Annotated in this window: 11 protein-coding genes and 1 tRNA gene; 10 read left to right on the top strand and 2 right to left on the bottom strand. The window is 54.9% G+C overall.

All coding sequences use genetic code 11. From position 1 onward, the window contains the following. Positions 1-58: 58 nt before the first annotated feature. The 6 genes from ACR0D9_RS13550 (at position 59) to trpS (ending at position 6,433) form a co-directional block, all read left to right on the top strand. Positions 59-1,297, top strand: a complete 1,239-nt coding sequence (locus tag ACR0D9_RS13550; protein WP_480483847.1) for a TRAP transporter substrate-binding protein — start codon at positions 59-61, stop codon at positions 1,295-1,297. A gap of 66 nt (positions 1,298-1,363) precedes the next feature. Then, positions 1,364-2,029: a TRAP transporter small permease gene (locus ACR0D9_RS13545; RefSeq protein WP_480487433.1), complete on the top strand. Its 666-nt coding sequence runs from the start codon at positions 1,364-1,366 to the stop codon at positions 2,027-2,029. Continuing rightward, positions 2,029-3,387, top strand: a complete 1,359-nt coding sequence (locus ACR0D9_RS13540; RefSeq protein ID WP_480487431.1) for a TRAP transporter large permease — start codon at positions 2,029-2,031, stop codon at positions 3,385-3,387. The genes ACR0D9_RS13545 and ACR0D9_RS13540 overlap by 1 nt, the downstream gene beginning before the upstream one ends. 11 nt (positions 3,388-3,398) lie before the next feature. Beyond that, entirely contained in the window at positions 3,399-4,178 is a 780-nt protein-coding gene (locus tag ACR0D9_RS13535; RefSeq protein WP_480487430.1) for an IclR family transcriptional regulator, read from the top strand. A gap of 332 nt (positions 4,179-4,510) precedes the next feature. After that, the gene (locus ACR0D9_RS13530; RefSeq protein WP_480483851.1) at positions 4,511-5,143 is read left to right on the top strand and encodes a tyrosine-type recombinase/integrase; all 633 of its coding nucleotides are present in this window, start codon (positions 4,511-4,513) and stop codon (positions 5,141-5,143) included. 288 nt (positions 5,144-5,431) lie between these two features. Beyond that, positions 5,432-6,433, top strand: coding sequence for a tryptophan--tRNA ligase (gene trpS / locus ACR0D9_RS13525; protein WP_480487426.1), 1,002 nt, complete (start codon positions 5,432-5,434; stop codon positions 6,431-6,433). 272 nt (positions 6,434-6,705) lie between these two features. Here the strand turns inward: trpS and ACR0D9_RS13520 are convergent, their stop codons facing one another. Beyond that, a complete protein-coding gene (locus tag ACR0D9_RS13520) occupies positions 6,706-7,722 on the bottom strand; it encodes a GlxA family transcriptional regulator (RefSeq protein ID WP_480474842.1) in 1,017 nt (338 codons plus the stop codon). Between the two features lie 117 nt (positions 7,723-7,839). Between ACR0D9_RS13520 and ACR0D9_RS13515 the strand changes: the two genes are divergently transcribed. The 3 genes from ACR0D9_RS13515 (at position 7,840) to ACR0D9_RS13505 (ending at position 10,877) form a co-directional block, all read left to right on the top strand. After that, on the top strand, positions 7,840-8,919 hold the full coding sequence (locus ACR0D9_RS13515) for a class I SAM-dependent methyltransferase (protein WP_480474843.1): 1,080 nt from the start codon (positions 7,840-7,842) through the stop codon (positions 8,917-8,919). Positions 8,920-8,943: 24 nt separating this feature from the next. Next, positions 8,944-10,164 (top strand): flavin-containing monooxygenase, encoded by a 1,221-nt coding sequence (locus ACR0D9_RS13510; RefSeq protein WP_480483854.1) that lies wholly within the window; start codon positions 8,944-8,946, stop codon positions 10,162-10,164. A gap of 338 nt (positions 10,165-10,502) precedes the next feature. Continuing rightward, positions 10,503-10,877: a hypothetical protein gene (locus ACR0D9_RS13505; RefSeq protein WP_480539120.1), complete on the top strand. Its 375-nt coding sequence runs from the start codon at positions 10,503-10,505 to the stop codon at positions 10,875-10,877. 1,285 nt (positions 10,878-12,162) lie between these two features. On the opposite strand, the gene ACR0D9_RS13500 is transcribed toward ACR0D9_RS13505, so the two are convergent. Then, positions 12,163-12,247: transfer RNA gene (locus ACR0D9_RS13500), tRNA-Leu, on the bottom strand. Positions 12,248-13,081: 834 nt separating this feature from the next. Here ACR0D9_RS13500 and ACR0D9_RS13495 point away from each other — a divergent pair. After that, positions 13,082-13,504, top strand: a complete 423-nt coding sequence (locus tag ACR0D9_RS13495) for a hypothetical protein (protein WP_209507691.1) — start codon at positions 13,082-13,084, stop codon at positions 13,502-13,504. Position 13,505: the final 1 nt, after the last annotated feature.

Here is a 13,505-nt window from a genome sequence, read left to right as displayed (position 1 = left end):
TTATACTAGCCTTTTTTGATACAAAACGTCTCAATAATTGTGATCAGGGAGGTAAGCAATGGAGATTGGTCGGAAACTAAGTGGTATTTCGCGTCGGAATTTCTTCCGAGTTGCGGGCCGTTACGGCATGAGCTCGACCTTATTGGCAGCAGGCGGGTTCGGTGGCGCAATGAGCCTGGCGAATCTGGCACAGGCTGCCGAATCAACTTACGAGAAACGCTTTTCGAAAGAACCGAAGCACACGCTGAAATTCGGCGCGTCGGGCTTCAACACCCGCAACCTGCTGATTGAACGCGCAGGCGCAATCGAGTTCGCACGGGATCTGGAAGAGCGAACGGATGGCGAGATTCGGATTGAATTCATCGGTGACAATCAGATCTGCGGACAGTTGAGCTGTGTTGAGAAGACACAGCAGGGTATCGTCGACATCTATGCGGCATCGACCCAGAACTCTGCCGGCGGTGCGCCCTATCTGAACGTGCTGGATTACGCGTATATGTTCCCCAGTCGCGCGGCACAGTATCATTTCTTCTACAGCCCGGCGAGCCAGCGCATCCTGCGTGATCCGCTGGAGAAACGGCATGGGCTGAAGTTCCTGTTCACTCATTGCGAATTGCGCGGTCTGCAAATGGGATCGACCTTTTCAGACAAACCGACCGTCACCAAACTGGAAGAACTGTTTGGCACCAAAAACCGCGTGACCGGCACGCAGTTGGGCCGGATTGCGATGCAGTTATTGAACCTGAACCCGGTGCCGGTGGCATGGGAAGAGACTCTGGACGCGCTCAAGACTGGTCTGATCGACGGGGCCGAAACATGGGCCTCGGCCGTTGCCTATGCCAACATGGCGCCGGTGGTCTCGCAGTCAGTGAACCTGAAATTCTTCTGCGGAACCGAACATACCTCAATGTCAGCAAAGGTGTTTGATGGGCTGAGCGGCGAGTTACAGGATGCTGTGATGGAATCTTCGTACTTTACGCAGGCGCTGATTCAGGGCGCGAATGAGGCGGCGCTGTTGAACACCGTGGGCTTCTCGGACCCGCAACTGCCTGACACGATCTTTGCCGAAAACGGCGTGCGCCCGGCATTTCTGGCGGATGATCAGATCAAACTGGCCGAGGAAATGTGCGCCCCAAACTACAACCCCGAGCCCTGGGCGCAATGGCGTGAACGCCTGAACAAATGGGCAGGTGGCATCGATACCTATCAGGAAATCTATGACATCGCGCGTGAGATTCCAGCCGATACACTACCGGAAAATGTCGAGCCGCGCCGTTGGTGGAAGGGCGAAGCCTGATAAACTTACACGAACCGGCCCCAGGCGGGCCGGTTCATCCAATTACCGACTGGGAGGACGGGGTACATGTCGTTTTGGGCAGACATAGGCGCAATTTTCAGCGCCTTTCTCAGCCAGGATTCGTTCGAGATTCAATCCGCACTGGAATCCGACGCGACCTGGGTGTTGGGCGCGATTGTCTCGGCTCTGGGCGGGTTCGTGATCATGCTGATCTATCGGGCCGTGCCCTTCATTGAACGGCATCTGGAACGATCGGTAATGGTGTATTCCTACCTTGCCATTGCCTTGATCATCTTTTGGGGCGTGATCGACCGGTTCGTGTTCAACGATCAAGAGCCCTGGTCGACCACTATTCCGCCGCTGCTGTTCATGGTGATGGCGTGGTTCGGGGCCTCGTATAACGTCCGCCTACGTACACATCTGAGCTTTAGCGAATTCCGCTCTGCCATGCCGCGCAGTGGTCAATTGGCCTGCCTGATCCTTGACGCCTTGCTGTGGTTCATATTCGCAGTGATCGTCATCGTGACCACGTCCCGGCTAGTCGCCCTTTCGGCATCGAACTTTCAGATCGTTCTGGGGACTGACAATATCATGCAGTGGTGGTTCCTTCTGGCCGCACCACTGTCGTTCTTTCTGATGGTCGGTCGGGTGTTTCAAAACCTCGCCGACGATCTGCACAACTGGAAAACAGGTGAGCCGCTGATCAAGCAGGCCGTGATCGGAGCAGACTGATGACAGATGGAACCATGGTCACACTGATCTCGCTTGGGGTCACTTTTCTGTTCATGTTGGGCGTGCCGGTCCTGTTGGTCATCGGTTATTGGGTCATAGGCTGTTCATTTGTCCTTGGCCTGACGCTGGACAACATGGGTGCCGAATTGCTGAACGTGTTCAACAAGGGTTTTGCCCTGTTGGCGATGCCACTGTTCATCCTGACCGGAGACCTGATCAACAAATCGGGTATTGCGCGGCGTCTCAGCGATTTCGCCTATGCCTGTCTGGGCTGGATACGCGGCGGGCTGGCGATGGCCTCGCTTGGCGCCTGTGGGTTGTTCGCAGCAATCTCAGGATCCAACTCGGCGACGACAGCAACCATTGGCTCAATGCTGCATCCCGAGATGGTGAAAGGCGGCTATGACGAACGTTTCAGCGCGGCCACAGCGGCGGCGGGTGGTACGGTGGGCATCATCATTCCTCCGTCGATTATCTTTATCGTCTACGGATTTCTTATGAACCTGCCGATTTCCGAACTGTTCGTTGCAGGCATCCTTCCGGGGGCACTGATGGTCTTTGGCATGCAATTCGCGTGCTGGATCATTTGCCGCATAAACGGTTGGGGGTATCTGATCCCGTTACAGCTGAACCGAGTGTTGAAAACCGCCTTTGGTGCATGGCTTGGGTTCTTCGCAATTGGACTGGTGCTTTGGGGCATCTATACGGGCAAATTCTCTCCGACCGAAGCAGCGGGCGTGACGGTTGGATTCTGTGTGATCGCAGGATTGGTCAGCTATCCGATCAACCGGATCATGGGCGCGCGGAATGATATTTCGCCGACCGAGAAGAGCTATGCCGAGATGTTCGTAGTCGAAGGGTTTACTATCCCCGAGATCCCATCGATCGTGATCCGTTCGGCCCAGATCACCGGAATTCTTGCACCGCTGATCGCGATTTCGGTGGTGATGCAGCAGATCCTGTCCTTGCTTGGCGCACAGCAGACCATTGGGGATTTCGTAACCTCAATGGGTGGGTACCATGCGGTTCTGTTCACCTCGATGGTGGTCGTCTTCTTCTCGGGCATGGTGCTGGAAAGCCTGCCTGTGACGATCATTCTGGCCCCGATCCTTGCCCCGATTGCGGCGTCAGTTGGAATTGATCCGATCCATTTCTCAGTGATCTTCCTCGTGGGGGCGTCTATCGGGTTCATCACTCCGCCATATGGCTTAAACCTGTATGTGGCCTCTGGCGTGACCGGAGTGCCCTATTTCCGGCTGCTGCGGTACACAGTACCTTATCTGGTCGCATTGCTGTCGGTGTGGATTTTGGTGTCACTTGTGCCCGATCTGGCCTTGATCCTGCTGCCAAATAACTAGACTGTTAAGGAATGGCCGCAACGGAAACACAAGATAAAGAGACACAGATACCGACCAACTTGCGCCTTCTTCTCATCCTTGAGGAGGTTGCGCGACGCGGGGTCGCCGTCAAACCGTCAGACCTGATCGAGTCACTGGGCCTGGCCAAGCCAACCATCCACCGCCTGTTGCAAACCGCAGAAGCCGAGGGCTTCCTGCAGCGCGATCTGGATGGGCGTTCATACGGCCCTGGACACCGGCTGCGATTGCTTTCGGTCAATACGATGTCTTCCGAGCACCTGCGTACGGCGCGTCTGGCGATCTTGCGCAGCGTCGCCGAGCAGGTTGGTGAAACCTGCAATCTCGCCATTCCAGACCGAGAGGGGATGATCTATCTGGACCGGGTGGAAACGAAGTGGCCACTGCGGATTCAACTTCCGGTTGGTACTCAGGTACCCTTCCATTGTACGGCCAGCGGCAAGATGTACCTGTCCACACTTCGGCAAAAAACGCTGGGCGGTTTTCTTTCAGCGGGAAATCTACAACCTCAGACGGAGCGCTCACTGACTGATCCCAAGTCGCTGCGAGCGGAGATCCAACGTATCACTGAGAATAGTTATTCCACCGATGACGAGGAATTCATGACCGGAATGACTGCCCTAGCTGTACCCGTTCAGGATGGGCAAGGCCGATTGGTAGGCACGCTTTCGGTTCACGCGCCGACACAACGTCATGACGTCAACAGTCTGATGTCGTTTCTGGGAATACTGCAAAAAGGGGCGGATGAGCTTTCGGCTCTTTTGACCGAGTGACTAGTACCGGAGATGACAGTCAAAACGTAAACTTTTTTACTAACTGCGAATTCGGTAATCGACCGGTTTGGAGAATTCTGCACCTCAGTGAGTGAGAGTGTGATCAAAGTCCAGTGTGCGCCGTTCGTTCAGCGTTGTAGAGTCAACATTTGCGCACTGCTGCCATTCCTGGCTGGTGCAGCATCTGCCGCTCTGGGCTCCGAACGGCCCAATGCATCCGCAGCGTTTCCCAAAGAACGCGCAACCGACAACGGCCATTCAAATCACAAGTAAATTGAGGCGTCAGCACGGTGCTGATGTCTGGGTTTGGCGGGAGGATTGGAGGGCGCACTATGCCAAGAGTCCAACTTCCTGCTGTCACCCCGAAACGAAGAGCCTGGAACAAGGGCCGGATCATCGGCCAGAAACGACCACTGTTGCCGAAACAGGTCTGGGCGATCCGCGCGCGGCTCGAACTGTCGGGCAACCTGCGCGATCTTGCGCTTTTCAACGTGGCTATCGACAGCAAACTACGAGGATGCGATCTGGTGAAACTGGCGGTTGCTGATCTGGTCAAGGATGACCGCGTGCGGGAGCGAGTTTCTGTGATCCAGAGTAAAACCAAGCGGCCCGTTCAATTCGAACTGACGGGAAACACGCGCGAAACTGTCCTGGCTTGGGTCAAGTCGCCCGAGATGTTTGCGTGCCGGTGCATGTTCCCGAGTCGGTTCCATGACCGCCCGCACATCTCGACGCGCCAGTACGGTCGGCTCGTCCGCGACTGGGTGACGGCGATTGGTTTAGAACCGAGCGGGTACGGCACCCATTCGCTTCGCAGGACAAAGGCGGCCGAAATTTATCGAAAGACCGGCAATCTTCGCGCAGTTCAGCTGCTACTTGGTCACACCAAAGTGGACAGCACCGTGCGCTACCTTGGCGTTGAGCTGGAAGATGCGTTGAGCATCGCCGAGCAAATCGACATTTGAACCACGTTGGCGGGCGGCACTTGCCGTTCGCCAATCCGAACCGGACCTGCGTTCGCGCCGCAGCAGCGGTTCGGATCGAGCCCCTGTCTACCATTTGATTGACGCGTGATCTAGCCGACGATAGGCAGAGTTCTATGGAAAACACTACGATAATCGCAACGACTTGGTGGCTGGCCTCCTAACAAGGTGGCCGGATGACCAAACGTATTCCGAGGCCGCCGCATGGGCGGCCTTTTGTTTTCCGAGCTTCCCGATGCGCTGCCTCTCTCGTTTCATGGGAAGACGCAAATGAACAGACCAACCATTCTGACAGGCGACCGCACGACGGGGCCGCTTCACATCGGGCACTATGCAGGCTCGCTTGCAAACCGGCTGCGCTATCAGGACAGCCATGAACAATTCCTGCTGCTGGCGGATACCCAAGCCCTGACCGACAACGCCCATGACCCGGAGAAGGTGCGGCGCAGCGTGATGGAGGTCGCGCTGGACTATTTGGCCGTGGGCATTGATCCCTGTCGCACCACCATCTGCCTGCAATCGCATCTTCCGGCGTTGGCCGAGTTGTCGATGCTCTACCTGAACTTCGTCACGGTCGCGCGGCTGGAACGGAACCCGACGATCAAGGACGAAATTCGCGTGCGCGGGTTCGGACGGGATATTCCCGCCGGATTTCTGTGTTATCCGGCGGCACAGGCGGCGGACATCACAGCCTTCAAGGCGACGGTCGTGCCGGTCGGCGAGGATCAGGCCCCGCTGATCGAACAAACGAATGAGATCGTGCGGCGCATCAACGCAACCTCAGGCCGCGCCGTGTTGCCCGAGGCGCGGGCGATCATCCCCAGGGCGGGCCGGTTGCCCGGTATCGACGGCAAGACCAAGATGTCGAAATCCGGTGGCAACGCCATTGCGCTGTCCGCGTCGTCCGAGGAGATCCGAAATGCTGTCAAGGCGATGTTCACCGATCCGAACCACCTGCGTCTCGAAGACCCGGGCTGCATCGAGGGCAATGTTGTCTTTACCTATCTCGACGCCTTCGATCAGGACCAGGACGGGCTTGCCGAGCTCAAGGCACAATATCAGCGCGGCGGGCTTGGCGATGGCAAGATCAAGGCGCGTCTGGAAGCTATCCTTCAGGACCTCGTTGCACCAATTCGCGAGCGCAGGGCACAGCTCTCTGAGGACCGGAGATACGTTATTGACGTGATCAAAGAGGGCACGGAACGGGCGCGAGAGCGCACCGAGGCGACAAAGCGCGATGTGGTTAGTGCCTTGGGTCTGTTCCAGTTGTAGGCGGGCAGTGGCGGGCGATCCGGATGAAGGTCCGTTTCGTCCGCTCCTCGTGTGTCGACCAAAGCTGCGGCGAAAGAGAGATTTGGATTAGGCCGAATTTTGCGCCGATGAATGACCGCAAACGAGAAATCCTCTGCGATGCAACAAATGGCGTGTCGCGCCTGCGAGGGGTTTCTGCGTCAGCAAAAGCGGCGTGAGCAAAAGTCGGCTCCATCCCGCAACTCGGAGTTTGCAAAGCACGATTTTGAAGGTCCGGTTTGGGTTGCCCTTGATCACTGATGGGATGGCAAGCGTTTCTTGCGGTATGCTGAAGCCGGCATACCCACATATCTTCGAAAGGCATTTCGGAAGCTTGATGGCTCGGTATATCCAACTTCAGCAGCTATTTCGTCGATGGGCAAATCGGTCGTCTCAAGCATTTGCTTGGCTTCCTCTACCCTGAGAGTCTGAATGTACTCGACTGGCGTCTGCCCCGTGGCTTTGCGAAACCGCCGCAACAGACTACGCTCCGTCAAACCGCTTCGGGCGGCCATGGCGGTAACCGGGGTTGGCAGGGCATAGTTATCCGCGGCCCAAACCTGAGCATCTGCAACCAGAGCATCCTCGTGCTGTGCTCCCGCAGTCAAAGAAGCGTAGTGCAACTGTCCTTCAGTGTGAGGCTGGAGCAGATAAATCTTGGCGAGGCGTCGGGCCTCATCCTGGCCAGCAACTCGGCCGACCAGATACAGAACCAGATCACCCCACGCAGACGCTCCGCCTGCCGTCACGATCCGGTGCCCGTCACCCGCAGGTATCAGAATCCGTTCACGGCGCACGCGGACATCCGGGAATTTCCGGGCAATGACATCACAGAAACTCCAATGGCTGGTGGCATCAAGCCCATCCAGCAATCCTGCCGCCGCGAGTAAGAGCGCACCAGAACAAACAGAAGTTATGATCGCGCCGTCAGCATGCGCCTTGATAAGCCACGGGACCACAACCGCGAATTCATCTGGCAACGGTGCGTCAGGCGCAAGATGCAGGTCAGGAACGATTACCAAGTCAGGCTGACCAAATTCGGCCAGTGATCCGTCCGGCGTGATACGTCGTCCGTTGATGTCGACATAGGGTGCTCCATCTACCGACAACATCTGGGCGTCAAAAACCTTCGCCTTGGGACGGGCCCCATGCAGCATTTCCCAATCCCGGCCGACCGAAGCGAGCGCATCGAGAATACTGTAAGCCGTCGAGGTTCCGACGCAGGGCAAAGTCACAACCACTGTACGGCAGGGAGCTTTGAATGCTGGCATCGATATGTCCGATATTCACCGATTTGGTCATTTGCAGGCATATCACGACTCGCAAGCTTGCGGCAATACCGACGCAGAAACAGACGAGATGAACCCTAATAGTACCGGAGAAACCACATGAACGAACAAGCAGCAGTCACTTTTGATGAGGCCAAGGCAGAGCGCTTTGGTGAGCAGATGGTCGGCACATTAAATAGTGCCGCGCTCGCGCTGATGACGTCGATTGGTCACCGTACCCATCTATTTGACGCGCTCGCCGATTTACCTAACGCCACCTCCTCAACTCTGGCCGAGAAGGCTGGCTTGGCCGAGCGCTACGTACGCGAATGGTTGGCCGTGATGGTGACATCGGGCGTGGTCGAATACGCCCCCGGAGCTGGAACCTACACTCTTCCCCCTGAACACGCGGCGTTGCTTACCCATGCGGCAAAACCCGACAACATGGCTGTAACCTGCCAGTTCATTGGTGTCATGGCTTCGGTCGAGGAAGATATGGTCGCGCGGTTTCGAGATGGTGCGGGCACCCATTACCATGACTACTGCCGATTTCACGAAGTGATGGCAGAAGACAGCGCCCAGCTGGTGGTATCAGCCCTGATCGAGCACATCCTTCCTGTGGAACCTGGCCTGATCGAACGTCTTGAGCGCGGCATCGATGTTCTGGATGTAGGTTGCGGTGCGGGCCGCGCGATGATGGAACTGGCACAGGCCTTCCCCGCAAGCCGCTTTGTCGGGATCGATCTATGTGAGGACGCCTTTACTGAAACGCAAGTCTCAGCGGCACGCATGGGTCTGAAGAACCTAACGTTTCGTGCGCAGGACCTTTCCAAAATCAATTCTCTGGGAAGTTTCGATCTGATCACAGCGTTTGATGCGGTCCACGACCAGAAAGACCCGCAGGGACTATTGGACCTTGTCTACCGCTCGCTCGCCGAGGACGGATTGTTCCTGATGCAAGATATAGGCGGGTCCCGGAACCTGGAAACCAATATCCAAAATCCGTTTGCGCCCCTGCTTTACTCCCTGTCGCTGATGCACTGTACCCCAGTGTCGATTGGACAAGGCGGGCCAGGCCTCGGTGCAATGTGGGGCATTGAGACAGCACAGGAATATCTCGCCAATGCAGGCTTCGGTCAGGTCAAGACCCATCACCTGCCTCATGATCAACTCAACGCATACTTTTTCGCGCGCCGTTAAGCGCACTGTTTTTGGAGTTCTCAAATGAAAGTTCCTCATTCAACAACCGCCATCATTATCGGAGCCGGTCTTTCCGGGCTGGCTGCGGCCTTTGAGCTGCGCGCCCGGAATATCCCGTTCACCATTCTGGAAGCGTCCGACAGGGTGGCCGACCCGTGGCGCGCACGGCATCCGAAGTTGCGACTGAACATTCATCGCCATTTCGCCAGCCTCCCCGGACATCACGCACCTCGTAAAGCGGACACCTTTTTGCCCCGAGATGCTGTTGTCGACTACCTGAGCGAGTATGCGCGTCAGTTTGCTTCCGATATCCATTTCGAGACCCGTGTCCTGTCAATCCGCCGTGAAGACGACATCTGGCAGATCGAAACCAACAGGGGCACCTATTTCAGCGCCCACCTGATTGTCGCAACGGGGCGGGAGAAAGTGCCTGATATGCCCGTTTGGCCGGGCATGGAGGAGTTTGGCGGTCAAATCGTTCACGCCGCCGACTTTGGTGACCCCAGTGAATACGACGGGAAGAAAGTCCTTGTCATCGGGGCCGGCAACTCAGGCACAGATGTGTTGAATCATTTGTCGCGCAGCAATCCGGCCCAGGTCTGGGTATCGGTCAGGCATGGGCCATCGATCCTGCCATCGCGCGTCTTCGGCTTTTCGTTACAGCGGCTGGCCAACCTGTTCACGCTATTCCCCAAATGGTCACTCGATCCGATCTTTTCGATCATGCAGCGTGCCTTCTTTGGAAACTTGCGCCGTTATGGCCTGCGCCGCCATGTCATGGGCGGTGGTTCCCGGATGCTGAAAGACGGAGTTACCTTCGCTCTGGATGATGGATTCGTTTCTGCGCTGAAATCTGGTCAGTTTACGGCCGTCAGCGAAACCGTCGGCTTTTCGCCCCACGCCGTTGAACTGGCCAGCGGTCGAAAGCTCCACCCCGACGTGGTGATCTGCGCCACTGGATATGGAGCAGATCTGGATGAACTCTTCGGGCACATGGGTGCGTTGGACAACAAGGGTTATCCACTACATCCAATGGGTCAGGAAGATCCTCAAAATCCCGGTCTTTGGTTCACTGGGTACGGATTGTTGTTTCAGGGATTTTTCCACGCAGCAGGCATAAGCGCAAGTCGTATTGCAAACCAAATCGAAGCGTGTGCCAATGCGTCGTCCCAAGCTCAATCATCAGGGTATCTGTCACAAGGAGCAAATCAAGGCGTTCAGTCTTTGGAAGGAGCGGTGCGATGAACTTTTCAAACTCCGCACTGATGTTGTCGCCGCCAAGGGGTTGGCGGCTGCATATCACGAACGCTTACCGACTCTTCAGACACTTACTGCGCCGGAAACGGAAGTATTGCTGCATGGATGAATTGCCTAGCCATCTGTTGCGGGACGTAGGTCTTGAGCGCCTCATTGATGTGAAACCTGATACTAGGTTCCAGCACCGTCTGATGTAGCACCGTTCGAGTGCCCGCTTTGGGCTGCCTTCAGTCGTAGACACGGGAGGTAGCGGAGGTCGACTACGAGCCCAAAGTGACTGGCGCTGCGCGATGAAAGACTGACTGCTTTCGATTCATCTCTGTTTAATGGAAGATGGACTTCAACCTAAGAACGAGAGTGGTTACACTTCAACCATGAGAAAGCAAAATCGCAGCATTAACGTCCAAGAGCACATTTTGCCCGACGGCTCCATGTCCCCTGAATTGCAGGAATTCCTAAAGAACGCGGCTGCAGAAATGAAAAAGAATGCAGTGGACTACAAACAGCCACCTTGGATAGCTTTCCCAGAATACGAACGGTATTCAATGGGCTGGAGGATGGGACCCGGCGAAGACTACTGGCGTGCATTCAGCTCTTGGATTCTCTCTTTGGAAAGTTCAGATGCAGACGCATTTTTTTTGAAATATCCAGAGCCCGAAGACTGGAAAGGGTTCTACGACAGCATTGGCTTTGGCAGTTAGTACTGCGTCGTTTTGCCAGCAGCACTTTCTTATTCTGAAACCGAAGTGCGATCCGCTTAGTCTCTGTCGATGAAGCAGCCATTCATTGAGATACGGTGAACGTCAGCTTAGTCCGCATTGTGTGAATTCAGCCAGCCGATGAATTTGCGCTTGCAGCGAACGGCAGGTTCGGCGGGCCGCGTCACAGCACCAGTTGCCGACGGTTAATGGCCGGTTAGGGCCATTGGAACTTCCGGATGAATACAAGGTTGGAAAAAACGCACCGGTTTCAGTAGCAATCAGTGATCGTTAAAACCGAAAGGATTTGAGTTTTTGTAATGAAATCAATGTGCGGTTTCTACGAACGCGAAGCGAACGTACTTCCATCAAGACATAGACAAAGAACAAGAAAAAGAAATTGATAAAGAGCACTCCATCCGCTTGTGTTACGCAAATCACGGTCGCTGTGTTTGCTGCACGAAGGACGCTTAATCAGAAAGCGGCAACCAGATTGTTTTGCCGGTCCTTCTGTCTCGACCAGCTTCGCGTTCCTTTTGTCCGTCACGGATCCGGGTGCGGGGATTTTCAATCGGGTCTAGGCTGTTCAGATAGGGTGTCAGGCAATAGAAATCTTGCGGATGCTCACGCGATGGTTTCCAGGTGATCATCGCCCACATCCGCTTTAACATTTTAGCACCTGAACGTTTGTATTAGCTGGGTTTTTCACCTGAATAGCATTGCATGGATTGGGTTGTAGCGACCAGCGATTTCTCTGGGAATTGGGTATTCACCGAAAAACCTCATCTCCTTATTGTGACCTTTAGCTGTAATGTGCCAGCTGCCTACTTTTTTGCTGCAGCCAACGCTCCTTATGCCCGCAACCCGACCCCTTTGTTGTGCAACTCGATCACTGTAGCGACTCAAGTGATTAATCGGTGTGGGAGAAATTGTAGCGGTTAAAGTAAAGCTCTGATTTTGGATGCTCAATATAGCACCACCTACATTTTTTCAGAATGCTTAGGTTTCGGACGAAAGTGAGAATTAAAGGAAAGTCCTTTAGCTTGAGGTATCGAACCCCGTGAATCAGATTACTTTTCAGTCAGTTAAGGCCTGCCAATTCTGAGGTGGAAGTGTCGCAAGGCTTCGAGAAAACCAATTTCGTATACCACAGTTGGCACTCGCGCCGATTTTCGGATAGCAAACAAGGAAGTTGAGAATGGTATTTTCACAAGGTGGGCCAAGGGGTGGGCTGTAAATAGAATCAAAAACACAACGCATTGATAATTAGATGAATTTTTTGGGGATATGGTGCGGGTGGAGGGACTTGAACCCCCACGCCTTGCGGCGCCAGAACCTAAATCTGGTGCGTCTACCAATTTCGCCACACCCGCAACTCAGCGCCGCAGCGCTGGATTGAAGCGGTCAATAACAAAGCTTGCTTCCGAGCGCGAGGGGTAAAATACATGTATCGCCAAGTTTGTAGATCCTCTGATGAGATATGGGGCAACCACGCTATCTTATGAAAATGTATAGCCCCAAGAGGCTCGTCAGTGGAAAGTTGATGGGAACATCAGTGGCCGTGAAACCCGATATCCTGCGGGACAATGTCCACGCTATTTAGGAAGAGCTCTTCATTCGTGCCGAAGTTAAAAATTGACCCAGCTAGCCTGCGAAATATCGCTCTTACGTTGACCAAAGTCCTAGAAAAAGCCGACAGCTTGTTGTCAGATCACCAATGGCGAACATGGAAATCCTACTTCATTGCCCTTGCGCGTTCATAGTTGAATCCATGGGAGGAGGCGCGGGATTACTCGCCACGACACCCCAGAAAACGCATCTGCGACCCTTTCCAACTCAGAGAGCAACTTCAGGTTTCTGAAACAACAAGAATAACTTATCCGACTAAAGTGCCCTTCAGGGCCACACAGATTATTGAATAACCCGCACCGTCAGGTTCAGGCAATTGTGTTCCGCCGGTCTCCGCTCGGTTTCATACAGTAGGTGCGGAATGGCTCTTGCGTCATAGGCATTCCCGCGCAGGTTGAGGCATTCTCAAGAGAACTCCACCACAAAGCTGCCACATTTCAAACGCCAAAAAATCTTATTCACGTCAAAATAAGACCGCCTTGAAGGGTCTTGTTGTTTAGCAGGAGTTAATGAGTCTTTTTTGCCACTTTGGCGCCGGTACGAGTTTCCTGCTCAACTCCAGTACAAGGTTTACTGCTGTGACCGATCTGAATCCCTCCGCTACTGCCGAGCAAGAGGCTGTCTTCTTTGCTCGCGAAAGCTTTCTTGGCGAACTCAAGATCCTGAACCGGGACCACCCGAACACGGGCTTTGGGATATCGCTCCGAACCCATTCCGGAGACCACTACCTGCTGGCCAATGCGCGTATGCCATTGCCCGCGGTCAAATCCGAGGGTTTCCCGACCGGACGCCGCGTTGCGTGCCTTGAAAACGGCGATCGCTTCAGCTCGATCGAAGTGCTGGCTGACGCCAAGGCTTACGAAACCATCAGCCCGCGCGCCGAGGCTGACATTCTGGGCAACGCTTTGGACCTGATCGCACGTATCGACACGCTGACAGGAATTCCAACGGGCCGTCCTTCGCATGAACCCCGCATCGCAGCTACGGGAACCGGAGGTTAAG

Source organism: Ruegeria sp. AK11 (assembly GCF_056541095.1).
Note: the sequence above shows the minus strand (reverse complement) of the source record. Positions and strands in the feature narration are given on the sequence as shown.

Bases quoted from the DNA above. Each gene is read 5' to 3' on its own strand.
- ACR0D9_RS13535 (WP_480487430.1), top strand. From the start codon at position 3,399: ATGGCCGCAACGGAAACACAAGATAAAGAGACACAGATACCGACCAAC.
- ACR0D9_RS13545 (WP_480487433.1), top strand. From the start codon at position 1,364: ATGTCGTTTTGGGCAGACATAGGCGCAATTTTCAGCGCCTTTCTCAGC.
- ACR0D9_RS13540 (WP_480487431.1), top strand. From the start codon at position 2,029: ATGACAGATGGAACCATGGTCACACTGATCTCGCTTGGGGTCACTTTT.
- ACR0D9_RS13530 (WP_480483851.1), top strand. From the start codon at position 4,511: ATGCCAAGAGTCCAACTTCCTGCTGTCACCCCGAAACGAAGAGCCTGG.
- ACR0D9_RS13510 (WP_480483854.1), top strand. From the start codon at position 8,944: ATGAAAGTTCCTCATTCAACAACCGCCATCATTATCGGAGCCGGTCTT.
- ACR0D9_RS13550 (WP_480483847.1), top strand. From the start codon at position 59: ATGGAGATTGGTCGGAAACTAAGTGGTATTTCGCGTCGGAATTTCTTC.
- trpS (WP_480487426.1), top strand. From the start codon at position 5,432: ATGAACAGACCAACCATTCTGACAGGCGACCGCACGACGGGGCCGCTT.
- ACR0D9_RS13520 (WP_480474842.1), bottom strand. From the start codon at position 7,722: ATGCCAGCATTCAAAGCTCCCTGCCGTACAGTGGTTGTGACTTTGCCC.
- ACR0D9_RS13515 (WP_480474843.1), top strand. From the start codon at position 7,840: ATGAACGAACAAGCAGCAGTCACTTTTGATGAGGCCAAGGCAGAGCGC.
- ACR0D9_RS13505 (WP_480539120.1), top strand. From the start codon at position 10,503: ATGGAAGATGGACTTCAACCTAAGAACGAGAGTGGTTACACTTCAACC.